The 24599-nt window shown below is 38.9% G+C and carries 23 protein-coding genes and 1 pseudogene; 5 read left to right on the top strand and 19 right to left on the bottom strand.

The features are described 5' to 3' along the window. Positions 1–187: 187 nt before the first annotated feature. Positions 188–313, top strand: coding sequence for a hypothetical protein (locus tag CWR45_RS20315; RefSeq protein WP_281271852.1), 126 nt, complete (start codon positions 188–190; stop codon positions 311–313). Here CWR45_RS20315 and CWR45_RS09870 read toward each other — a convergent pair. The 5 genes from CWR45_RS09870 to mgsA all read right to left on the bottom strand — a co-directional run bounded on the left by CWR45_RS09870 (position 310) and on the right by mgsA (position 5084). Further along, the gene (locus tag CWR45_RS09870; protein WP_115749703.1) at positions 310–1170 is read right to left on the bottom strand and encodes a sugar phosphate isomerase/epimerase family protein; all 861 of its coding nucleotides are present in this window, start codon (positions 1168–1170) and stop codon (positions 310–312) included. The genes CWR45_RS20315 and CWR45_RS09870 overlap by 4 nt on opposite strands. Beyond that, complete coding sequence (locus tag CWR45_RS09865) at positions 1167–2177, bottom strand: Gfo/Idh/MocA family protein (RefSeq protein WP_115749702.1); 1011 nt, start codon at positions 2175–2177, stop codon at positions 1167–1169. The genes CWR45_RS09870 and CWR45_RS09865 overlap by 4 nt, the downstream gene beginning before the upstream one ends. Before the next feature lie 351 nt (positions 2178–2528). After that, positions 2529–3692 (bottom strand): Gfo/Idh/MocA family protein, encoded by a 1164-nt coding sequence (locus tag CWR45_RS09860; RefSeq protein WP_115749701.1) that lies wholly within the window; start codon positions 3690–3692, stop codon positions 2529–2531. After that, entirely contained in the window at positions 3689–4552 is an 864-nt protein-coding gene (locus CWR45_RS09855; protein ID WP_170138837.1) for an AraC family transcriptional regulator, read from the bottom strand. The genes CWR45_RS09860 and CWR45_RS09855 overlap by 4 nt, the downstream gene beginning before the upstream one ends. 130 nt (positions 4553–4682) lie before the next feature. Next, a complete protein-coding gene (gene mgsA, locus CWR45_RS09850) occupies positions 4683–5084 on the bottom strand; it encodes a methylglyoxal synthase (RefSeq protein ID WP_115749699.1) in 402 nt (133 codons plus the stop codon). Between the two features lie 317 nt (positions 5085–5401). Between mgsA and CWR45_RS09845 the strand changes: the two genes are divergently transcribed. Beyond that, positions 5402–6595 carry an ROK family transcriptional regulator gene (locus CWR45_RS09845; RefSeq protein ID WP_115749698.1) on the top strand — a complete coding sequence of 398 codons (1194 nt, stop codon included), beginning with the start codon at positions 5402–5404 and terminating at the stop codon, positions 6593–6595. Between the two features lie 149 nt (positions 6596–6744). On the opposite strand, the gene gndA is transcribed toward CWR45_RS09845, so the two are convergent. Together gndA and uxaC are read right to left on the bottom strand one after the other, a co-directional pair. Then, positions 6745–8154, bottom strand: coding sequence for an NADP-dependent phosphogluconate dehydrogenase (gndA, locus tag CWR45_RS09840; protein ID WP_115749697.1), 1410 nt, complete (start codon positions 8152–8154; stop codon positions 6745–6747). Between the two features lie 105 nt (positions 8155–8259). Next, positions 8260–9657: a glucuronate isomerase gene (uxaC, locus tag CWR45_RS09835; protein ID WP_115749696.1), complete on the bottom strand. Its 1398-nt coding sequence runs from the start codon at positions 9655–9657 to the stop codon at positions 8260–8262. A 202-nt stretch (positions 9658–9859) separates the two neighbouring features. Between uxaC and CWR45_RS09830 the strand changes: the two genes are divergently transcribed. Next, positions 9860–11044: an ROK family transcriptional regulator gene (locus CWR45_RS09830; RefSeq protein WP_115749695.1), complete on the top strand. Its 1185-nt coding sequence runs from the start codon at positions 9860–9862 to the stop codon at positions 11042–11044. A 563-nt stretch (positions 11045–11607) separates the two neighbouring features. Here the strand turns inward: CWR45_RS09830 and sspO are convergent. The 4 genes from sspO to CWR45_RS20310 form a co-directional block, all read right to left on the bottom strand. Further along, the gene (gene sspO / locus CWR45_RS09825) at positions 11608–11763 is read right to left on the bottom strand and encodes a small acid-soluble spore protein O (protein WP_425453616.1); all 156 of its coding nucleotides are present in this window, start codon (positions 11761–11763) and stop codon (positions 11608–11610) included. A 79-nt stretch (positions 11764–11842) separates the two neighbouring features. Then, on the bottom strand, positions 11843–11989 hold the full coding sequence (locus CWR45_RS19815; RefSeq protein ID WP_170138836.1) for a hypothetical protein: 147 nt from the start codon (positions 11987–11989) through the stop codon (positions 11843–11845). A 69-nt stretch (positions 11990–12058) separates the two neighbouring features. Then, positions 12059–12445 carry a MerR family transcriptional regulator gene (locus CWR45_RS09820; protein ID WP_115749693.1) on the bottom strand — a complete coding sequence of 129 codons (387 nt, stop codon included), beginning with the start codon at positions 12443–12445 and terminating at the stop codon, positions 12059–12061. A gap of 550 nt (positions 12446–12995) precedes the next feature. Further along, positions 12996–13121, bottom strand: coding sequence for a hypothetical protein (locus CWR45_RS20310; protein ID WP_281271851.1), 126 nt, complete (start codon positions 13119–13121; stop codon positions 12996–12998). Between the two features lie 184 nt (positions 13122–13305). Between CWR45_RS20310 and CWR45_RS09815 the strand changes: the two genes are divergently transcribed. Together CWR45_RS09815 and CWR45_RS09810 are read left to right on the top strand one after the other, a co-directional pair. Continuing rightward, positions 13306–14346 (top strand): AI-2E family transporter, encoded by a 1041-nt coding sequence (locus tag CWR45_RS09815; RefSeq protein WP_115749692.1) that lies wholly within the window; start codon positions 13306–13308, stop codon positions 14344–14346. 122 nt (positions 14347–14468) lie between these two features. After that, entirely contained in the window at positions 14469–14732 is a 264-nt protein-coding gene (locus CWR45_RS09810; protein WP_211315961.1) for a hypothetical protein, read from the top strand. A 109-nt stretch (positions 14733–14841) separates the two neighbouring features. On the opposite strand, the gene CWR45_RS09805 is transcribed toward CWR45_RS09810, so the two are convergent. The 8 genes and pseudogenes from CWR45_RS09805 to rplM form a co-directional block, all read right to left on the bottom strand. Then, positions 14842–16419, bottom strand: a complete 1578-nt coding sequence (locus tag CWR45_RS09805; protein WP_115749691.1) for a SagB family peptide dehydrogenase — start codon at positions 16417–16419, stop codon at positions 14842–14844. A 21-nt stretch (positions 16420–16440) separates the two neighbouring features. Continuing rightward, complete coding sequence (locus CWR45_RS09800) at positions 16441–18384, bottom strand: TOMM precursor leader peptide-binding protein (protein ID WP_115749690.1); 1944 nt, start codon at positions 18382–18384, stop codon at positions 16441–16443. Beyond that, complete coding sequence (locus CWR45_RS09795; protein ID WP_115749689.1) at positions 18381–20339, bottom strand: putative thiazole-containing bacteriocin maturation protein; 1959 nt, start codon at positions 20337–20339, stop codon at positions 18381–18383. Before CWR45_RS09795 ends, CWR45_RS09800 begins: the two co-directional genes overlap by 4 nt. 177 nt (positions 20340–20516) lie before the next feature. Then, positions 20517–20732, bottom strand: coding sequence for a hypothetical protein (locus CWR45_RS20135; RefSeq protein ID WP_245975398.1), 216 nt, complete (start codon positions 20730–20732; stop codon positions 20517–20519). Beyond that, positions 20662–20823: pseudogene (locus tag CWR45_RS20490) on the bottom strand (heterocycloanthracin/sonorensin family bacteriocin); the annotation flags it as partial. The gene CWR45_RS20135 and the pseudogene CWR45_RS20490, both read right to left, overlap by 71 nt. 749 nt (positions 20824–21572) lie before the next feature. Then, positions 21573–23357: a S9 family peptidase gene (locus tag CWR45_RS09785; RefSeq protein ID WP_115749687.1), complete on the bottom strand. Its 1785-nt coding sequence runs from the start codon at positions 23355–23357 to the stop codon at positions 21573–21575. 262 nt (positions 23358–23619) lie between these two features. Next, positions 23620–24012 carry a 30S ribosomal protein S9 gene (gene rpsI, locus CWR45_RS09780; protein ID WP_115749686.1) on the bottom strand — a complete coding sequence of 131 codons (393 nt, stop codon included), beginning with the start codon at positions 24010–24012 and terminating at the stop codon, positions 23620–23622. Positions 24013–24031: 19 nt separating this feature from the next. Next, the gene (gene rplM, locus CWR45_RS09775) at positions 24032–24469 is read right to left on the bottom strand and encodes a 50S ribosomal protein L13 (RefSeq protein WP_115749685.1); all 438 of its coding nucleotides are present in this window, start codon (positions 24467–24469) and stop codon (positions 24032–24034) included. Positions 24470–24599 lie beyond the last annotated feature (130 nt).

Here is a 24599-nt window from a genome sequence, read left to right as displayed (position 1 = left end):
AGTCACGAAATGGGCACAAAGTTGATTTCCGCTGCGGACAGTCGCTTTCCGCGGGCAACGCTTCAGCTCTCCTGTCCTCAGCTCCAATCAACGGCGATAGTTGGTGTGTTTGCACTCCTAAATGTTCGATTTTTCTCAATCCCAGCGGAGGAAATACACGAAGACTCCTGCGGGAGGAAAGGCCTCGGTGAGACTACGAAGTGCGATAGCACAAGGAGGCTCACCAGCCGCCCGCGGAAAGCGTAGTGTATTTCCGGAGCGACTGGCCAGTGAGCACACATCACCCCAAAGTAAATCGCAGTTTATTTTTTAGAACCAGTCAGCATAGCCTAGTTTGCGTAGGTTTTCTGCTGATGTTTGCAGGCAGTCGAATGGGTCTTTTCCGTATGTGTCGTCTTGTTCGATTAGGAAGTATTGTGCACCGCTTTCAAGTCCCGCTTCGATTACGCCTTTAATATCAAGGTTTCCTTCGCCAACTTCAGCAAACTCTATTAAGTTGGTAAACTTGTTGAAGAATTTCCCCATGTCCTTAAGGTCATCTTCATCGATTTCTAGTTTACCGATACGATAATCCTTCAAGTGTAATAGTGCGATACGTCCTTTATATTGTTGTACAAATGTAATTGGGTTTACCCCTGCACGTTGAATCCAGTGAACATCTAATTCGAAGCCGAGCTTCGATGTATTGTTTTTCATAATGTCTAATAGGAATTCACCATCGAATTTTTGGAACTCAATATGATGTGTATGGTAGTATAATTCAATTCCATGTTCTGCAAGCCTCTCTGCCATTGCTTCTGCTCGCTCGATAAATGCTAAGATTTGATCCTTGTCTCCCATTACGTTTAATGGCAGCATTCCAATACGAATGAAATTACAGTTTAATGTTTTACAATCATTCACAATCTTATCGAAGTCATTGCTTAATGTTTCCCCTGGTGCACCTGGAAGCATTGGTTCTAATCCAGCTGAGAGAGCTGCAATTTTAATGTCGAATTCTTCACTTGCTCTTTTTAATTCTGCAACGTTTTCTTCTGTCATTGGAATTTGTGATACTTCAACAGCACCGAAGCCAAGTTCATGCAGCTTTTTCATTGTTTCATATGCACCAATTTCTTCTACTTTTCCTTTAAGCATCATCATTTGTACGCCGATTTTACCTTTAGTCATTTGTATACCTCCATTTTAATTGGTTGTTTTATTTCCGATGACCTTCGAATTGCACTAATCATTTCCATTGACGTTTGAGCATCTCTTGCATGAATATAATCTTGTGAATCTTCTTCAATACAAGTATAGAAATGGTTGATCAATTTAGAATGGCTTGCCCCATAGTAGAATTTAGCACCAGGTAGCTTCGCGTCTTCGATTACTTTTTCCTTTTTACCTTCTTCATTTGTCTTCGTCAGGACGCTATCTTTAATTGTTAATTTCCCTTTTTCAAGAATAACTTGAAATTCGACAGATGAATTGCTGGCATTTGTTACGGTTGCGAAAAACAATCCTGTCGCACCATTTTTGAATTGAATATTTGCTGTTGCCGTATCTTCCACCTCATAGCCGTAATCGACGAGGTTGTCGATGGAGCCTCTAATCGTGTCTACTTCTCCACCTATCAATTGCATTTGATCCAATGTATGGATTGCCTGATTAATCATCACGCCTCCACCAGCCTGTCTCATGATGCCTCGCCACGGTTTAGCGTCGTAATATTCTTTTGCCCTGTACCATGTTACGAGTCCTTTTAGACCTGTTACTTTTCCATATTCGCCACTTTCTATCATTTCTTGCATTTTTTCAAAGGATTCATTTAGGCGGTTTTGGAAGGACACACAGATTTTTATATCCGGATGTTGCTCTTCAAGATCGACGATAAACATACCCTCTTCTGCACTTCTCGCAAGTGGCTTCTCTTGAAATACGTGGACACCATTTTCTACACATGCTTTAGTTGCTGGATAATGTTGATCATGCGGTAAACAAATATGGACACAATCCAATTTTTCCTTTGTCAGCATTTCATGGTAATCCGTATAAAACTTTACTCCTGGAACGGTATCTCTTAATGTTTCATCAATATCACATACTGCAACCAAGGTTACATTTTGGTTTTCTTGGATAACCGGAAGATGGATTTTAGAAATATCACCAAGTCCAATAACTGCGATGTTTAGCATGGACTTAAGCCTCCTTTGAAAGCTAACCTATATCCAATCTGGACATAGGTTAGCATGCATCATTATTTTTTTATTGGGAATCTTTATAGAGTGCTGTCAGCGTATAACTCTTTTCAAAAAATAGCCACGTCCAGCTCCAGCGTCCAGCGAGACTTCCCTCACCTTCGTACGATAAAGAAGACTTGCCGATTGGTTACACATGAGGCTTAGTCGCACTTATACCCTTGTGGTGAAAGTCAACATCGATTCGCTGGAAGCGAATCGTGTTTCCTCTATCTCCTACGAAGGAATGTTCGACACGTCGAACCACCCCAAAATGCGGGGCGCAGTCCGTACGTCGCTAAACTAGCTTTACGCTTTAGCGATTGGATTTAGTTTTTCTTCTTCAATTTTCTTCTGTAATTCGTCGAAGTATAGATCTTCATCTACTGGCAATTCCACTTCTTTACCTAACCAGCTAGAAAGGTGGATTGCGTTTGCTAGTGCAACTCCATTAATACCATCGCTACCAGGTGCAAGTAATGGTGTACCATCTAAAATATTCGCTGCAAAGTTTTCCATAACAGCCGAATGCTGTGCACCCCATACACTTTCAAATTCAATCACTTCTTCTTCATAAATCTCATCTGTGTTTCCACCCATAAAGATTTTTGCAACATCCATCATGCTCATTGTTTCGTTCAACTCAGATTCTGGTTTTGCAAGTCGTTTAATAGTAACTTTTTTACTGTCATCAACAATAATTTTTCCATTGTCCCCATGAATTTCAAAACGGTCTGTTCCCATAATGTCATGTGTAGCAGTAATAAATACTCCTGTTGCTCCATTACCATAATCAAGTAATGCTGTAACTTCATCCTCTACAGCAATGTCACGTTGGTAGCCATATTTAACGTTTGAATAGACTTTCTTCGGCATTCCAGCAATCCATTGAAGCAAGTCAAGTTGATGTGGTGCTTGGTTTACAAGAACCCCGCCGCCTTCACCTTCCCATGTTGCTCTCCATGCACTTTGATCATAATAACCTTGTGGTCTCCACCACGTAGTAATAATCCAGTTCGTACGACGGATTTTACCGATTTCACCACTATCCACAATTTGTTTTACTTTTTGATACAACTCATTCGTTCTTTGATTAAACATAATTCCGAATGTTAATTCAGGCTTCGTTGCTGCAAATTCATTTAATTCACGAACTTGTTTTGTATATACGCCTGCTGGTTTTTCTACTAATGCGTGAACATCTCTTTTCAGTGCTTCAATTCCCATTTCTGGATGTAAATAATGTGGAACACAAGTAACAACCGCATCAACATCGCCGCTTTCTAACATGTCAATGTAATTATCATAGAATGGAACATCTGGATATTTTTCCGCAGCAACAGCCTTCTTCTCTGGATCTGTATCACAGATTGCACCAATAGTCATGTTTGGAACTTTTCCTTCTGCAATGAAACCTGCATATGCTCCCCCTTGTGCGCCCAAACCAATAATACCTAATCTAACTTTGCTCATTTCTCATTCTCCTCACGAAATATTTTTAATCGACCGTTACGGTACTCCCTTGCCGTTACGCCTACATTCTCTTTAAAATAACGACTAAAATGTGGTACGCTTTCAAAACCACATTCAATTGCTATATCCTTTAATGCTTTATCTGGCTCCATCTCCAACAGAAATTTTACCTGTGTTAAACGGTAACCCATAACATATTCCATCACTGTAAACCCTGTCATTTCCTTGAAAACATGAGAAACATAAGACCTGCTTAAATTTAAAGCATCTGAAATAACTTCAATGCTTAATTTTTGCATATAATTATCTTGAATATACGAAACGATATTCTCTGCGTGCTTTGCCTTATCAGGCTTAGTTGTTTGCAATTTCTTTGATTCTGCTTGTCCAAGACGATTAACCATAATCAAGATTTGTAATAGTAATGCCTTCTGTTCTAATTCACCGGTACCATCATTCATATGAGCGGAGCGACTTATATCTGCTAAAAGCTTAACAATCTGCTCTAATTTCTTTGATTCTTGGTTTTCCCTCGTGCGAATTAAACAATGATGCAGTTTTTTAAATACATCCAATAAATGCAGTGCCCCTATTTCTTTCAGCATACCTGCGATCCATTGCGGCGAGAAATGAATGATACTGCGGATATATTCACTATTATTTGGGATATTCGGTTTATGAAGCGTCAACCCATCCATCAACAGAATATCTCCAGGCTCTAGTTCATAAATTTGATTATGAATGAGGTACCTGCAAGAGCCTCCGTGGAAAAAGTAAATTTCATATTCCTGGTGTGAATGATAATCCATGTTCGCCCATTTCCCTTGAGCTCGATAGACTGAAAGGATTGACTCTTTCAAATAAATCATTCCTTTCTGATAGGAACTACCTTTAGTTTAGACTAAAAAATCTGATAAGTCATTGCTTCACACTGTCGAAATTACCCATAAAATTATCTGTGAGTGCTTTTTCAAAAACATGACAGGATAATTATTTACTATGAATAACCGTACGCCAATCAAGATCTCCACGATCTAAAGAACGGATAAATAATTCAGCTGACCCCATATTGGTTGCAAGTGGGATGGAATATACATCACTTAATCGCATTAAAGCTGAAACATCTGGCTCATGTGGTTGAGCTGTCAATGGATCACGGAAAAAGATAATCATATCCATTTTATTTTCAGCAATCATTGCTCCGATTTGTTGGTCGCCACCTAAAGGTCCAGATTGAAATCGTGTAACCGTTAACCCTGTGTTTTCAGCAATTCTTAATCCTGTCGTTCCTGTAGCATATAACTCATGCTTTTCTAAAACAAATTTATAAGCTTGTGTAAAACGGACCATGTCATCTTTTTTCTCGTCATGTGCAATCAATGCTATTTTCATTTTTCTGTCACCTCATTAGTTTAATATTTATTGTTAGAAGTTTCGGTTAGACAACCTTGTCTAAAATAACTTAGAAGAGATTGTATATTCTTTCGTATCTTTAAAATTTATTCCCCTAATTCCCTATCTTTTGCTATAATATATTTAAATGGAGTATCGACGGTGTCAGAGATTATATGTTTTAGTACTATTTTGGTCCCTGTTTTTGTAAACCCTTTCATCAGTAGGTCGGGTTAATTTGTGCAATCAACAAATAAAAAACAAATGTGCTGAAATTCTTTCTAATACTCCAGTAATAAAACATAGGGGGATAAAAGATGGTTACCGGTGATGGTGCATATATAAAAAAAATAAATAGAAGCCTAATTTTAAAAAACATCGTGCAATACGGCTCAATTTCTAGAGCAGATTTATCAAAGATCATTGGCCTAAACAAAGCAACCGTTTCCGTTCAAGTTGCAGATCTATTACAAGAAGAATTAATCTATGAAACACAGCAAGAACATAATACAGTTGGAAGAAGACCAATCATGCTATCCATAAATAGCAGCGCGGGGTACGCTTTAGGTATTGACCTTGACTACGAACGTATCCAATTTACCGTCTCTGGATTAAATGGTCGACCGATTCAGTCGGATACAATTTATCCGAATACAAGTAATTATGATGAAATTGTCTCCTTGCTAATTGTTCATATAAAACACTATATGAGCCTATATTCCAACAGCCATTGCGGTCTAGTCGGTGTCATGATTGGCATCCATGGAACCGTCAATAATGATGAAAGTATTCTATTTGTCCCAAAATATCAATGGCGCCATAAGAATTTAAAAGATGATCTTAAAGCGGAATTAACAGATCTCAACATAGCTATCGAAAATAACGCAAACTTATCGGCATATGCTGAGAAAGTATACAAATATCACCAAAGTGATAACTTGCTCACCATTATATTAACTTCTGGTATTGGTGCTGGTATTATGATTGATGGAAAACTACATAAAGGATACCACGGTTATGCCGGCGAAATGGGGCATATGATTATTGCACCAGATGGCAAACCTTGTAAATGTGGAAATCATGGCTGCTGGGAGCGTTACTGCTCAGAAACAAGCCTATTAGAAGTTTTGTCCATGAAATCCAATAAGAAAAACTTAACCGTCAATGATATTAATACATTTATTAAAAACAAAGATGACTTTACGTTACAACAAATAAAACAATTTAATAAACATTTGGCGATCGGTTTAAATAATATTATTAATCTATACAATCCAGAAACAATTGTCATCAATAGCAAGATATTGCAGCTATATCCGAATGCGGTTGAGGAAATCACAAGTCACTTCAGATCCTCTGTCAGCACATACCGCGAAATTGTACTATCAGATCTCGCCGATAACGCTTGTGTTCTAGGAGCTTGTGCACTCTTAATTCAACGCTTCCTGGAGGTTCCAGAGCTAACCTTTACTTTGAATGAAGAACACTTAGCTGCAAGCTTAGCAAGATGAGTGATGAATGAGAACGCTACTTTAAAATAAAGTAGCGTTCTTTAAGTTATATAATCCACAGACATAGAAATATTATATTTACTTTGTACTATTCACTTGCAAAACTGGCCACATCGACTTTCAGCTAACGGGCGCTTGCGCTTTTGCTCTTAAAACCAGTTCGTATGGAATACGCCTTCTTTGTCTTTACGTTCATACGTATGTGCACCGAAGTAATCACGTTGTGCTTGAATTAAGTTAGCTGATAAATCTTCTGAACGATAGCTATCATAGTAAGCAATTGCACTTGCGAATGTTGGTACAGCAATACCATATTTAATCGCTACAGATACAACTTCACGTAATGCTGATTGATATCCTTCAACGACTTCTTTGAAGTAAGGATCTAGCATTAAGTTTGCTAGTGCTGGTTCACGATCATATGCATCTTTAATCTTTTGCAGGAAGTTCGCACGGATGATACATCCACCACGCCAGATCATTGCAATGTCACCGAATTGAAGATTCCAGTCATTTTCTTCTGAAGCTGCACGCATTTGTGCGAATCCTTGTGCATAAGAAACAATTTTACTCATATACAATGCTTTACGGATTGCTTCAACAAGCTCTTCACGGTTACCTTCGTATTTTTCTACACTTGGTCCGCTTAATACTTTACTTGCTGCGACACGTTCGTCTTTCAATGAAGAGATAAAGCGAGCAAATACAGATTCCGTAATTAATGGAAGTGGAACACCTAAATCTAATGCGTTTTTACTTGTCCATTTACCTGTTCCTTTTTGTCCTGCTTTATCCATGATTACGTCTACTAGTGCTTTACCTGTTTCATCATCTTTCTTAGTAAAGATGTCAGCAGTAATCTCGATTAAGTAACTGTCTAACTCACCTTTATTCCATTCTGTAAATACTTCATGAAGCTCCTCAGCTTCCATTCCAAGTACATGTTTTAAGATGAAGTATGCTTCAGAGATTAATTGCATGTCACCATATTCGATACCGTTGTGTACCATTTTAACAAAATGTCCAGCACCGTTTGGTCCAATATACGTCACACATGCATCACCATCAACCTTAGCTGAAATAGCTTCAAAGATTGGCGCTACAAGCTCATATGCTTCTTTTTGGCCACCAGGCATCATAGAAGGTCCGTTAAGTGCTCCTTCTTCTCCACCTGAAACCCCTGTTCCAATAAAGTGAATACCAGTTTCGTCTAACATTTTATTACGACGGATTGTATCTTCGAATAATGTATTACCACCATCAATTAAGATATCGCCTTTTTCAAGATATGGTTGTAATGATTCAATCGTTGCATCTGTTGCTGCACCCGCTTTAACCATAAGTAAGATTTTACGTGGTTTTTCTAAGGAATTAACGAATTCCTCAATTGTCTTGCCACCAACAAAGTTTTTTCCTTTTGCTTCATTAGCAAGGAATGCTTCTGTTTTTTCATATGAACGGTTAAATACTGCTACAGAGTAACCTCTGCTTTCAATGTTTAACGCTAAGTTTTTCCCCATTACTGCTAATCCAATAACACCAATCTGTTGTTTTGACATTGCTTCATTCATCCTTTGCTTAGTAACTTTATTTAATATTAGCTCTTTTTATTATAACGAATATCTACTATAAATAAAAACTTCCTACAGTATTTTACATTTATTTTATATTGTGAAGAAGCGTTTTGCATTATTGTAGCAAATATTTCTTACGTATGTTTCTAATAATGCCATATCTTTCGGCGCTTTTCCTTGTTCAACCCATGTTCCTAATAAATTACATAGAATTCTTCGGAAATACTCATGTCTTGGGAAGGAAAGGAAACTTCTAGAGTCTGTTAGCATACCGACAAAATTACTGATGAGTCCCATATTTGCTAACGTCTTCATTTGGTCTTCCATACCGTCGATTGTATCATTAAACCACCATGCTGTTCCAAATTGGACTTTACCAGGAATTTCATCTGTTTGGAAATTACCAGCCATTGCAGCAAGAATATCATTGTCTCTTGCATTTAAGCTGTAAAGAATTGTTTTTGGAAGTTTATCATTAATATCCATTGCATCCAAAAGACTTGAAAGTTTATCTGCAAGTAAATTGTCGCCAATCGAGTCAAAACCTGCATCTGGTCCAATTTTTCTAAACCTGCGTGTACTGTTATTACGTAATGGATTCATATGGAATTGCATTACCCAGCCTTTATCTGCATACAACTCACCTAATGTAACCATTGTATAGGTTTTAAACTGTTCAACTTCCTTTTCAGACAATGCTTCATTATTTAGACGCTTCTCAAAAATAGCAGATACTTCTTCTTTCGTTGCTGCTTCATAGAAGATTACATTTATTCCATGATCCGAACTGCGGCAGCCATGTTCATCAAAGTAGTCCACACGACTTGCCATTCCATTTAAGAATGCTTCATAATTTTTAACAGAAGTATTCGTAGCTTGTTCTAGCTTCTCAACCCAAGCAAGAAAATCATCGTTTTCAATTGCTAATCCTTTGTCTGGACGGAAAGAAGGAGAAACATTAATCGAGAAGTCTTCCTTCGCTAATGCTTTATGTGCTTCTAGGTCGTCTGTTGGGTCATCCGTTGTACCGACAAATTCGACATTTTTGTTTTTTAATAATGCTCTCGTCGATAATTCCGGAGTTGCTAGCTTAGCATTCGCAGCTTCCCAAATCGCTGGAGCTGATTTCTCATTTAAAAGTTCATCAATATCAAAATATCGAAGCAATTCTAAATGGGTCCAGTGATACAATGGATTACCTAATGTATTAGGTACAGTCTTTGCCCATGCTAGGAATTTCTCATAATCACTCTTATTTCCAGTAATATAATCTTCACTAATCCCATTTGCTCTCATTCCACGCCATTTATAATGGTCTCCACCAAGCCATACTTCTGCTAAATTGGAGTAATTTTTATCTTCTAAGATTTCATATTGATTCAAATGGTTATGATAATCTATAATTGGTAAATTTTTAGCTGTGTTGTGAAAGAGTTCTCTGGCTGTTTCATTGTAGAGTAGAAAATCGTCTGTAATAAAAGTTTTCACTTTGATCAACCTCTCCCTTTTTATATTAAATAGTTTGCCACTACATTTTATTATGCCACGTAAAGTTTTATTTTATAGGATTAATTATTTGTTTACTAAACAAACTATTTATTGTATAGTATTATCATATATGTAAACGTTTTAATTTTCAAGTATAAATATTAATTTTTTTCAATTTAATTTATAATTGAGGAGGATATTCATGAATACAGGCGATGCAAGCTATATAAAACAATTGAATAGAAGAATATTGATTGAAGAAATTATCAAAAATAGATCCTTATCAAGAAGCGATTTGGCACGAATTACTGGATTGAATAAGGCTACAGTTTCTGCACAAGTAAGTGATCTAATTGCAGAAAAAATCGTAATGGAAAAGAAAGAAGGAGAATCGATTACCCGTGGGAGAAAGCCGATTCTTCTTGAATTAAATGCAAACGGCGCATTTAGTATTGGCATTGATATTGTCGAAGATTATATCAATATAATCTTTATGAATTTAAAAGGAGAAGCATTCCATAAAGTGCGACTGGCACTTCAGGATGCCGTCCTGGAGTTTGCGGTAAATCAATTAATTGAAACGATCACACCATTGATTGAAAAATTTGCAAAAGCCTATCAGCCAAACGGTCTCGTCGGCATAAGTGTCGGCATCCACGGTATTGTTAATGATAAGGAGGAAATTATTTTCACTCCAAAACAGAAGTGGTCCAACATTAATATAAAGGATCGACTTGAGGAAGCATTACAAACCACTGTCTATATTGATAATAATGCGAACTTAAGTGTCTTCGCAGAACAAGCCTTTGATGAACCAATCGCAGACCTTTTTTGTATTACATTATATTCAGGGATTGGACTGGGAATCATTAATGAAAATAAAATCTATCGCGGCTACCAAGGTTTCGCTGGAGAAATAGGACATATGGTTGTTGAATCGAAGGGCTTATCTTGCTCATGTGGCAATACAGGCTGCTGGGAATTGTATGCCTCAGAGCGGGCATTGATTGAAGCGTTAGAAAAAGACGATCCCGCCGCCTCGCTCCAAGAGATCATCAAAGCAATGCCTGCTGGAGAGGTGTCAGCACAAATCATTGATTCCTATCTCGATTATCTAGCAGTTGGTATCAATAATATTATCAATATCTTTAACCCAGAGAAAATCATTCTTAATGGCGCCATTATAAATGGAAATTCTCCATTTATTACAGAAATCGAGCATAAACTTAAGTCGAAAATTAATAATTACCGTGAAATTAGAGCTTCCAGATTGGGCGAATATTCCTGTGCATTAGGTGGGGCCGCATTTGTAATTAAGAATTTCTTCGGTGTGAATAAAATTGATTATACTGGATATGAATATTTTACTTCTATTTATGATGTGTGAGTCAGCTTGAATAAGCTGACTCTTTTTGATAAGGCTCAGTGTTATCGATTATTGTTGTATATAGTTAAAGTACGAACTAGTGATAATGCTGAATATAGATAGTAGACAGTCACTTTCCTTAGTCAATTCTTCAATTGCAATCACCAATGATAGTTAGTGAGCTAGTGGCCAGTCATACTTATATCGCTAGGTTGTGTACAATCTAAGCGTAGGAAATACACGAAGACTCCTGCGGGAGGTTGGGCCTCGGTGAGACTACGAAGCGCGATAGCACGAGTAGGCTCACCAGCCCCCCGCGGAAAGCGAAGTATATTTCCGGAGCGACCGGTCCCCAGAGCATTTACTATTCTGAGTTAGTTCCCACTTTATATCCGCTTAGCACTAATACTTATTATTTGAAGTTCGGTATTTTTTGGAAGCAGTCTCTGATTAATGCTAAAACACCAAAGTGGATATCCACACTGTTATCAATAACAGGCATTGTCAGTTATATAACTTATCAACCAAAAGCGAATAAATTAAAAATCCCCCATCAACATAGTTAATAGGGAACCAATACTGCCTTATTGCCGCTTCTTCGTTTTCTTATTATTATATTTCTCTTCTGGTGTTAATGGTTCATTTGCAAATTCATGATCAAATTCCTTTGATAAATTCTTCCGTACCGCTTGCTCGTCACTTACATTACCGCTTAATTTATTCTTTCTATTCTTACTCAATAGATACACCTCCATGGGTTCTAGTTTGCCACGAATTATCTCGAGTATGTATCAAGAAATAAGCTGCTTAGACTTTCCTTCATTCCTTTTCTTGTGATTCTTTAATCTCCAATAATAATTCAATCACACGCTCATTTTGACTAACGATTGTCTTTAAACTTTTTTCTATCGTATTCGTTGATATGAAAATAACAATAAAGATAGCAATCAAATTTAGAAATTCCATTTGTATCCCCCTTCTGTTTTCACAGAGGCATCCTGCCCTATTTATAAGTATAATAGATTCTTATATCTCCTAATGTCTGTTTAGTCGATTCATATATTCATTTTTCCCTATTGCTCTCTCTAAAACTGCCTTAACCACTAAAATCCGTTCCCTTTCCAGCATTTCTTCATTTTTATTCTCAAATATAACTATTAATTCCATTAAACGAGCCAATGCTTCATCATCCAACTTTTGATCTTTCTCGACATTTTCAGCAAGCTGAAACATTCGCTTAATTTCATCTAAGCTAAATCCATTCCTTATTAACTTAATAATTGCAGCCAGGTCATCAAGTTCTTTTTCCTTATAATACCGATGTTTGTTGATTACTTTAGGTTTAATCAATCCGATTTTTTCATAATAGCGAATGGTATCCTTACTTAATCCGACTACTCTGGAGAATTCCCCTATTTTCATTAACTCACCACTTTACTTAAGGTATAAGAAAGTTTACTAAAAATGGACTGCGGTTAAAAGAAAAGAATTATTACTTTTCCAAGGTCAATGATAAGTTGATATAAAGTGCGAGATAGGCGCAATGTTGATTGTAGTATGTTTGACACTCACATATGATAGATTTTGCTCAATCTCAGCGTAGGAAATACACGAAGACTCCTGCGGGAAGATGAGCCTAGGTGAGACTTCGAAGTGCGCCAGCACAAGAAGGCTCACCAGCCCCCCACGGAAAGCGAAGTGTATTTTCCGAGCGACCAGCCTAAGAGCAAGCTCCCTACTAAGCTAAGTCACACTTTATCTAAATAGTAACAAACTATCCGAAATAAGTTATAATATAACGCCACGATAAAAATTATTCTATGAACACCAAATCTAACAAGGTGGTGATTGTATTTTAACTGACCATTCACCTTTAGTCCTTCGATAACTGCTACGATATGCAAACCAGTGAAAGCGATAATCAATACGGTAATCATTATCTGCTGACTATCAATAAACAGTGAGGAAGGAATCAATATTGTAGAAAGATAAACATAAAATGATTCACGTGGAACGTTTTTGCGATTATTTGACTCACGGTTGCAATCATAGTCAATAGTCCATACAAAATAATGACAATATAAACAAACCATACCATTTCAATCACTCCCGTCTTTTATTATTCTAACTATAAAAGATGGAGTTAACTCCTGGTCATTAGGCATTAATAACAAATAACTTTAATTCCAGCTTGTATTTTGCCACTTTAGAGTAGATACTTAAATAGATAGGTATTATTATTCATACAATTACATATTTTAGTAAGAGGGGAACTATTTTACATGGAATCAATTGCAGACTTTTTCAGGAAAACAGGTGTAAAACGAAGCATTATTTTTGGATTGATTATCCTTATCCTTTTTAGTGTTAGAAGCATGATGAACCTCATTCTATTAACCTTCATTTTTTCTTTTCTAATGAATGGACTTGTTGAATTTACGGTTGCACGTATTAAGCTAAATCGAACAATACTTATATTATTGCTATACACATTCATCGTCAGTCTGTTAACAGTCGGAATTGTGAAGTATTTACCAGTGATTACAGCGGAGATCAGTCAATTGATTCGACAAATTTCTAATTTCTCATTTAAGTCGTATGATAATGCTATCGTTAACTACATTGAATCGATTATCGCAAGCAATCAAATTACCGCTTATTTAGAAGATGGCTTCTCATTTCTTTTAAAGTCATTCTCAGATATTAGCAAAACGAGTGTTCAAGTGTTGATTGCTTTATTACTTAGCTTGTTTTTCCTTCTCGAAAAGCCACGCTTATTGGAATTCACTGGCAAGTTTAAACATAGTAAGATTGCTCCATTTTATCGAGAGATCGAATACTTTGGCAGAAAGTTCTCACGCACATTTGGAAAGGTAATTGAAGCACAATTCATGATTGCGCTTATTAATACTTTCCTAACGGTAATTGTATTAATGATCCTTGGATTCCCGCAAATCATAGGATTGTCAATCATGGTTTTCTTTTTAGGACTTATTCCTGTCGCAGGCGTTATTATTTCACTTATCCCCTTAACTCTAATTGCTTTTACAATCGGGGGATTTTTGACAGTAGTTTACTTATTCATTGCAATTATGGTTATCCATGCAATTGAAGCATACATTTTAAATCCAAAGCTAATGTCCTCGAAAACGGATTTACCTGTATTTTATACATTTATCGTCCTAATATTCTCGCAGCATTTCTTTGGTGTCTGGGGATTGATTATCGGTATTCCAGTGTTTGTTTTCCTGCTTGATATACTGGATGTTACCGATAAACCATCGGTAGACTTGAATAACGGTATTAATAAAAAAACAACGTGAGCGCGCTTCACGTTGTTTTTTACTTAGTGATGATGAATAAGAAAAATCAAATACGTTTCTGCCAGGGGGCTGCATTCTATCTATTATTGTTCTCTGCATGTACTGTAGGAGAATTGGAATCGTTGTCCCTCTTAAAAAGGCGAGCGCTTACTATCTCATTATTCGTTTCTAAATGGGAAAAAGTAATTAAAGCGATGATTACACGAAATATCGTACAAAAAAAGCTAGGACTTGCATCAATTCAAACAACGAATAGAGGGAGGCCAGTTCGTAAAACAGTCATGAATGATGTACCGGTCGAACTGGCGCATTCTTTCTTTCAGTGGTATGCAGGGCGAAAAAGTGAAGTTAAAATTGAGTATAATGAAGAGCATGTATTAGATTAGGCTAAGACATGCTCTTCTTAAAAAAATGAACAGCGAAAGGACTACTGAGAGTGAGTTTCTTACGATTTGTTCATCGTACATTTCAGCGTTTGTAATGTATTCCCTTAAATTAGCTGTGCAAACTTCCACTCAGCGAAGGGCGAGGGCGATAGGGACCAATTGGGATTTGGATTAAGCTGGTCTTTCCTTGTTGATCCATTTTATAGAGTTCATCACTCAAATTCGCGTCAAATCCAAGTAGCGGGTGCCCTCCCATCTCGAGAGCTGATGCGGCCAAAAGCAATCGTTGCACTAGCATGCCTGCTTCCATCTGTTGGATTCTGTAACCCCTGTGTCCTAGTTCTGTTTGATAGAATTCCTTATCACCAGCAACATGCAGGCAAAGTGGTACTTGAAGCAAATTCACATTATCCAGAGACATTCCAGTCTGCAAATGGAGTCGATGGTCTCCAGGGTATATTTCTCTTAATATATGCTTTGCGCTGTCATAATCGTACGCCCCATTAGAAATACCTTCGACATTATATAAACAGCTGTAAATTGTTACACGAGGAACATTACTCCTATACGCTTCATCCAAATCATTTCTGTATGAAAAAGAAGTTGTTGCCTCTTGAAGAAGGGTGGCCAGTTGTTGTTGACTCACCTTTTCTAAAACGAAATCCATGTCGGGGGAAAATCGGTTTCCGCAGGCCTCAGCCAGATCATACGTTAGGGACTTTACCTGAGGCAATTCCACAGTAAGCTCCATACGTTCAGGAATTGTCCTCCTCTCGAGCAACCTAAATGAATTTGTGGAATCCAGCTTAGAGACTTCATTCATCGCAGTTATCATCGGATATTCTTTGACACTAAGTGACCGCTCGAAATGTTCGGCTTGAATTGCTGGCAGTTCTTTTTTCAATTCTTCCGATGTAACATTTTTGTATAAGTCCCTTCCGTTAGCAGACCAGGTGGTTGCTTCCACAGATAGCGGGATTACACTATATACGCTCTCCTCTAGTTCGGATAGTCCAAGCAGATGATTGATTGCGGTATCAAGAAATTGAAAGTACACACCTGACGCGAAGCCAAACCTTTTTGCTACCTCCATTAACTGTCCCATCAGCACACCAGCATCCAATCCTTGGAGTCGATACGCAAAGTTGTTGTATTTAAAGAAATTTTTCCAGAACATTGTCGACACAAAGACAATACCAAAACACGAGGAGAAGTCGCACCGATTGCCCAGAGCCCTGGCTAAATAGGAGTCGAAATTCCCTTCCCTTAAGCATACCAGGCTATGGTGCGCTACATCATAATGGTAGACTCCATCAGGAAGTCCCTCTACCTTCAAATACACGTACAATTCGTTAGGGTATAGCGCCCCACCAGAAGGAGCAAATCGCCGATAAGACTGCACAGGGTGGGGATCTTGCTCTGTGGAGTCCATTGGAAAGACTGATTGGCTCAACTGGGTAAAACCGAATACATACCAGAGAAAATGACCGACTCTATTAAGGTCCAGTCTAGCTGGAGGTTCTTCTCCAGTAAGCGTTAGCGGCACTTCCGAGGACAATGGAACAATCGGTAATCCACGGTAGAGTTTATATGCAAGAGGTGCATCCTCCCAGTCTACCTCCAAGTTCGGCTGATTTGCCTTATCAATATTAAAATGCAGATTTTGCAAAAATTCTTCCAGACTCATCCTCTACCTCCTAATCAGTCTTTAAGGAAACGGGTGTGGATATGGATTGAGTTGTTCTGGTGTCAATGGTTTATTCGTATACCCAAGTTCCATAGGGACCCGGAGTACCCTCTCAAGTCCTGTTAGGCGGGTTAGGTGATGCCCGAATGTCATCGGCAGCATCCCCGGAATCAGTACTTTTACGCAATGTAATCTGTTTCGCATCGTTTCCGGTGTCGACTGGTCTACAACAATTACATCAAGGTTTAACTGACGGAACACTTGAAGAATGTCTTGCAAATCATCGGTAAGATCCGTATGATTCGACTCCCACTTAAACTCCTCCTTAAAAGTCCGCATTGGGCTGTTGGTGTCAAACAAAAAACTTAAGCGTTCTTCTGCTTGCGGTAAACCGTAAAGCATGCCGTGGTCATCCATCTGTCTTACCAAGGAAGAATCATGCAGCATTCTTTCATACTCCTCCTGGTTCGCCTCAAACTGTTCATCAAGGTTGAGCATCATGCCCGCCAGCTCGTGAATCGCGCTTTTAACGGCCCGTACCGGGTCCAGATGGGCTCCGGCTGCACAGATGAGATTCAATCCCTTTTCCTTTCTGTTTTTAGCCATTGCCCAAATACTTGGAATACCATGTTCCATCGTAGAGTTATACAAATACAAATCATACCCAGCGACCGCTCGCATCCGTTCGACCATTAACTCCAACTCCTGGTCTTCAGCTGTAAAAGGGTCCAGTCGCGGAAGATTCAGCTTCGCGTACCAAGTCATCAGGAATGAATCACGCTCGACCACTTCCATAATTCCGTAGAAAATCGCCTCCTCTAAACTTCCTCCTAGCGCACATCCATTGGAAGTTTCATAGATAAAACCTTGCGACCCGCGAACACTATAATAGGCAAGTCGCTCAGGTACCAGAATGGGACGCTCTTCTAAGAACGAATAACCCCATACCCAATTAATGGAACGGTCAGGATTAAACGATTTAAATGGAAAACCAGGCTGCGCATATTGTTCCTTTGCGTGTACGCCTACCTTCAATGGATTAAGTGCTTGATTTTCAAGGTTAATCAAGCTATCATGTATTACTGTCCGTTTGCCACGTGGCTCTAAACCACAGTACCGCTCCAATCCCTCTAAAATGGCTGTTGACACGCTTTCTTCGTATGAATGGGTCCGGCCGGCTGTTCCCTCGTCCCCGACTAACATAGGAAGATTAACACTCGCATCGGCAAATGGAGGCACTAGATCATACATTTTACTATTCAAAAGACCAGTACGATTATCCAGATAGTCTTTGACAATAACTTTTTTCATTTCATCCAACGGACGGCAGCGGAAACTGCTGGAACTGATTTTCGGACTTGCTTGCAGTGAAAATCGGGCTAAGTCTCGCGAATCATCGGGTAATTCGCCACAGACCTGACACAGCGGGTTGGGCAGAAAAGAATGCCACGAGCTATTCAGTGTTTTCAAGTCAATTAGATATATCTTCCCTTCCGAATAAGCCTGATCACCTTGTAATAAATTCTGTACCTCAACCTCAATAAGGTAAACCATTTGTAAAAGTCCGTTACTTGAAGCCCACGGGTCACTTCCCATTCCCCCGGCCAGAGCTGGTCTCTGTTGTACCTCCCACATCTCTGAACGGTCACGTCCTCCCATTAGACGTCTCATGTCCGCACATTGAGAGCAACCGGCTGCACCTGGTCTTACAAGCGGACCAACTACACCTTCTCCAAATGAAACGAACCCTCTGAGCCAGGGAGTACCAGTCTTTTTAAACATTTCTTCAGCCTTTTGATGAACAGAGGGTTCCCAACCATCATCCAAAAAAAGGGCCAAATCTGCATTTTTTGGAACTCCTTCCTCAAAATTGGACTTACGAATAACCTGATGGTGTGCTGACAGTTCATCGCTAACAAGTTCCGCAAGCACACCTTCTCCGACAATCAACACGAGGGAACTCATTGTGAATCCTCCTCTCGCAGCAAAACACCAAACACTCCGTCTAGCTGCTCTTTAAAAACAGGTTCAAGTCCTAATTCAAATACTAAGACCCGTTTTCCATTCCGTTTTAGTATTTCCATGGCTCCTTGCAGGATGTCTGCTTGTATCCCATCTTCACACGCAGGAATACCGAGACTAACTGGCACTTTGTCCTCCAAAAATACGGACGTTACCTCACTAGCTAGTTCATTAGTAGAGTCCATTTTGTTTTGCACTTTGATAAGTGCCTGCTGTAATGCCCTCCGTAACGCCATTGTTATATTTAGATCTGCACTGCCATACCATCCATCTTTCGTACCTACCCATACTACAGGAAAACCGGATACTTCACTTCCTATTCCGATAATTGGTGCTCCCTGCATCACAGTCAGTGCCTCTAAATAGAATCGGCATCTCTCGTCTTCTATAAAACGCAACTGTACTGGAGAGACAGAATACTTCTGATTAAGTTGTTGCTTGCTAAGCTCCACTGCCAAGCACTTTTGTAACCCACGACCTACACCTTCAACAAACGATTCACCAGCTCCAACCCCGACAACTTCCTCCATTACTGACAAAATTCCTTCATCATTTTTATTTTGTGGCAGCGTATTAACGACCAAACGGACCATCCGCGATCCATAAGTTTCAATCCCAGTTAATCCAGCTTCTCTTCGTGCCTCCTCATGAGTCAAACCCGAACAGACAACGTCCTGCATCAACTCAGCTGGTCCCTCTGACAAGGGGTCGACTACCTGAACGCGACACTGAGCTAATGGAAGCTGCCTTAAATCTTCCTCCTCCCAAATATGGAAGATTCCTGATTTCTCTGATGTCAACTGGTTGAAATAAAGAAGTAATTTACCGGCTGACTCAACTTTCTCTAAGCCTATTTGGATGCGGCTTTCGACATCTTCAACCCATTCAGCAAATATATCGCTCGTTACAAGTGGATGAGGCAAAAACGAATGCCAGTTTCCCTCCAATGTATCCAAATCAAGAAGAAAAATCCTATTTTTCTGTTCCAATCCCGTGACTTCTGTAACCTCTTTAAAAAATTCAAATACGATCACATTGGCTAACAACGATCCCGGAGTGGCAGAGAAAGAAGGAAATTGCCTATTTTTTAATAAGACAGGATGGTGTAAACGGCGCCATGCCGACTCCCAACACACCTCGGAATCTGGATGTACTAATGGACCAGCTAAACCTACCTGCTGCAAGCATATAGCAGGGAGAAACATTTTCTTCTCTTCCCTGCAAACTGTATGAAAATACTTAAGTTCCTCTAGTTCTCCCTCCTGACTCACATACAAAATTGAATCAAAGGGCTTTACTATTTCCCGCCAACTCTCTTTCTTTTGCGGAACCTCCTTTAAGTCAAACTCTGGATCTTTCTTTCGTGCATGTTCCACGAGTTCTTTTAACCTTTGTCTATTGGTCGGAACCCCGTCTGTGATTAGCACTTGGATCTTAGTCAACCCGGATTCAATTAAAGAAGAAACCAATGAATTTAAAATAGGACCAGAGCCAACTGCCAGCACTTTGGCCTGACGAAAAACTTGAAAACGGGCTGCCCCAGAACCAACTAAATTGTCCACAAACTCAATTTGAGATGCATGATTTTTAAGCTGATAATCCGATAATTGATGCTGAAGGTCTTGGCTTAAATCACGAACATAGCCATTTGCATACAGCGCTTCAGCAATTTCATATACACGATCCCGGTATGGGCCAGGCAATTCGTTAGTCAATTGTCCTAACGTATACTCCCCATTAAACATCGGTAACAATTTTTCAAGCCATTGATCGATTCCATTACCTTCGATACGGAATGAACTTAAGTTGTTTCGAAAATATACACCTCGGTTTGGTTCAGGGAGATAAAACGTGTCTCTTTTCACTTTCAGACGCATAGAAGGTTTCAAACTTGCCATCTCTATCCTCCTTACCCTTGTGGCCATAATTGTTCACTATCACTTCCACTACCATCTTATGTACAGCAATTTGTCCATTATGTCATGCCTTATATTGAAAGACTCCTGTTAAAAAACTTGGTTGTCACCAAGCCTTTCGGTGACAACCTTAGTTGCACTTATGCAGCGGAGGAAAGTTTATACTTTCCTACCTGCCAACAATACAGGGGACTTTCTCAAATAAAAAACTAAACGATTAACACACGGCTTAATTGTCTTCTCGATGACATCTGGCGCAAGATGAGCAATGGGAACAACTAAAGCAGTTAGAGCATCTAAAACAGTTAAAGCAGTTAAAGCAATTAAAACAGTTAAAGCATCTAAAACAACTAAAGCATCTGAAACCAAAACCAAATCCGAATTGCTCACCGAATTGATCAGTATAATACTGTGTTTGATCCGAAGGGACTGCCTGAGTCGCTTGGAAATCACCAACATTTAACATTTGAAGTTCATTTTGGAAATCATTCATTTTCTATTCCTCCTCAATCAAAATTAAAAATAGGTATTGAAAACTTAAAACGGCAGCTGAGTTATATCGAAAAAAGTACTGTATACAAATGAAAATATTTATATTTCGAACACTCATCAACAAATTATGTACAATAGATGGGTATTGTTACTAATATAGATGCCTAATTTTATGGAACTGGTAAAACCGGCAAATTTTATACATCGAATCTAATAGCTGGTTCACCTTCATCCGGATTAACAGATTTACTTATGAAGCACTCTTTTCATGGAACCTTCGTTAATTTAGATAAGCTATAGAAAGTAATAGTATTATTAATCGATTTTTCTATAGTGTGTTCATCGTATGACTGACCATTGAAGTAATGAATGTTATCTCATTTTTCAGCACGATAAAGCTTGAATATTGTCTGGACAGCTTGTCCGTTTGTTCTACATTTTGCCAGGTTAAAAAGAAAAAATGATTGCATAGGACAAGATTGGCGGCAGAATGGTCACCACTCCGTAAACGATTAATTTATCACCTTTTGAGCGGCATATGATATACATTGTTCTTCATCACTTATGCCACCCACAAAGGGGAAAACCGGGAAATCTTTCACTATGGATGGTGTATTTATTCCTATTTATAAACTAGTTTTAGAAAAGTCCGGAAGCGGCTGGGACACTCTGATATCCAAATGATGATGAACATACATATACACCGTTCGTTGAGCTTTGATATTAATCACGTCCCATATATTGCTCAAGGAAAGCAGCCACCATAGAGTAAACGTAGATTTTATCCTCTGGTTTGACTAAGTTATGCCCCTCCCCTTCAATGCGATGAAAGGTAACGGGATGTTCTCGTTGCTTCAGTTTATTGACGATTTGCTCCGACTCGTCAATGGAGACACGTGGGTCATTTACGCCGTGAATGACTAGCAAGGGAGCCGTAATTCTGTCCGCATGATTAAGAGGATCAATCTGATTAAAAAAATCCTCGTCCTGTTTAACCGTACCGTATTCAATTTCTCTAAGCCGCTTCCTCCAGGGACTGGTTGTTTGGATAAACGTTCGCAGGCTCGACATTCCTACAATATCAACTGCAGACACCCATAAATTGGGATAGTGACTGATCGCCGCAAGTGTTAAAAATCCACCATAACTTCCTCCTAGAACAGCGATTTTACTAGCATCAATATCTGGATCTTGTTTGAGAAAGTCCACTAGGGATATCACATCCTTTAGGGCATCCATCCGTTTACGTACATCATCCAATTGGGTATACGTCTTACCGTACCCTGTGCTTCCGCGGAAATTAGGCGCTGCTATACAAAAGCCCTTGCTTTGTAAATATTCAAAAAGTGGGTTGTAGGACGCCCGGCTTTGACTTTCTGGTCCGCCATGAAGATAGATGACAACTGGATGTTTCTGAGCAGCTGGCTCTGGCTTATAGTAAAAGAAGGGGATTTGAAGACCGTCAAATGAACGATAGGATAGCAGTTTTGGATTGGCTAGTTTTCCTTCTATGAGAGGTTTGCTTATATTCATTAATGACTGGACCTGAAGAGTTGGAAGGTGAAGAGCCCATAGTTCTGAGGGATGCGCAGGTCCATTTAATTTAAAAAGCAGCATTTGTCGTTGAAGTAAAAAGGTGAGATTGGTAATCACGCCCATCGGGGTTTCCCATGTATAAAGAGCCCCTTGGTTCAAATCAAACAAATATCCTTTTGAGATTCCACCTTGATTTTCAGTAAAAGCAAACATGTTATTTTCTTTATTAAGAGTCAATCCTTCAAAGTCCCAATTCCCCCGAAGCAGCCAAGTTAATTGTTTGGTGGGCAGATGAATACACGCCAGTCCATAGAATTCACTATCTTTGTTGGACAATAGATATATTTCATCTCCGTTGTTACTGAAATGGATATTGCGGTAGCTTGCTTCTCCTGAATGCTCTGTAATCCAGTCGATGTTTCCAGTTAAAAGAGATAGAATCCCTAAATCTTGATCCAGCGCAGAGTTCGTTCTTCTGACCAATAATGCATTTCCATTAGGAAACCATCTCTCCACAGTAAACATTCCATCTCCAGCAAACACTAGATGAGTTTCATAAGTCTCTAGACTTTGGATATAAATATCTAAAAAGGCTGGGTTTTGTCGGTTGCTGGACCAGGCAATCCATTTTCCGTCTGGAGAGCTTCCCCCATATAGATGAACATGTTCAGGCGAGTGGGTCAGTGGGATGAGCATACCATTTTCCTTGAGGAGAAATAATTGCTCCCTTTCATCGCCGGTCACATCCATCCCGATAATTAAATCCGAAGTGCCAGTAACATATTTTAAGAACGTAATTCTTTCCGATGTAAAAGATGGCTGCTCAGGTCTCCTTTGATCTATATTCCACTTCTCTACTCGAGGCAATCCCATATATTCCACGATCACACTTATTTGATTACTATTAGCTTCACAATCAAAATCTCTAACCGTAAGCTGATTGACATAAGGATCTGGAACAACTTTGGTCATTTCCTCCCCACCCATTCTCTAGTTTGTGAAAAAAGTTTGGCGTTTTTCTTAAAATGATTTTGAAAAAAAAGGACACTCAGATTCATTATATTTAGACAAAGTGGGCAGTATGCATGAACACCAAAAGGAAAAGAGCAAACAGCAGAAAAATTTCAGAAGTATATTGAGCTATGAAATGTGTTCACTCATGGTCAAAAGTACTTTTCAAACATAAAAAAGACCCTTTCCACATAAGTGAAAAGAGTCTTGAAATGTAAATATATTAACGTTTTGAGAACTGAGGTGCACGACGAGCGCCTTTAAGACCGTATTTTTTACGTTCTTTCATGCGAGCATCACGAGTTAGGTAACCTTCACGTTTAAGTGAAGCACGGTATTCAGGATCAGCTTCTAAAAGTGCACGAGCGATACCATGACGAATTGCACCAGCTTGACCAGTGAATCCACCACCATGAACGTTAACTAGCACGTCATAAGTTCCTTCTGTTTCTGTAGCAGCTAGTGGCTGGTTAAGAATAAGAAGTTGTGTGTCATATGGGAAATAGTCTTTTGCTTCACGACCATTGATAGTAACATTACCTGTGCCTGGTACTAGACGTACACGAGCAGTTGATTTTTTTCTACGACCTGTGCCGTAATATTGTACTTGTGCCAATTGTTTAACCTCCTTCTAATTATCCACGAAGTTCGTAAACTTCTGGTTTTTGTGCTTGATTATTGTGTTCTGGTCCTCTATATACATGTAATTTCTTAGCCATTTTGCGACCTAATGGACCTTTTGGAAGCATCCCTTTAATTGCTCTTTCTAGCATTTCTTGAGGATATTTAGAACGCATTTCGTCTGCGTTACGTTCTCTCATTCCGCCTGGATGACCTGAATGATTGTAGTACATTTTGTCATTGATTTTGTTTCCTGTTAATTCTATTTTCTCAGCGTTGATAATGATAACATTATCTCCAGTGTCTGCATGTGGTGTGTAAGTTGGTTTGTGCTTTCCACGAAGGATTGCAGCAACTTCACTTGATAAACGACCAAGTCTTTGACCTTCAGCATCCACAACAAGCCATTTGCGTTCGATATTAGCTTCATTCGCCATAAAAGTTGTGCGCATGATAATTTCCCTCCATATATATAAAAATTCGTTTCAAATTTGTTATTCCTATAGTCAACATAATTAGATTCCGGGGCTAATCATGGTTTATTTAGAAATAAAATGCCATAGATAATAATATAACATATGA

The organism is Oceanobacillus chungangensis (assembly GCF_003369565.1).
Classification (GTDB): Bacteria; Bacillota; Bacilli; order Bacillales; family Amphibacillaceae; genus Oceanobacillus; species Oceanobacillus chungangensis.
This window is presented reverse-complemented; position numbering and strand designations above follow the sequence as displayed.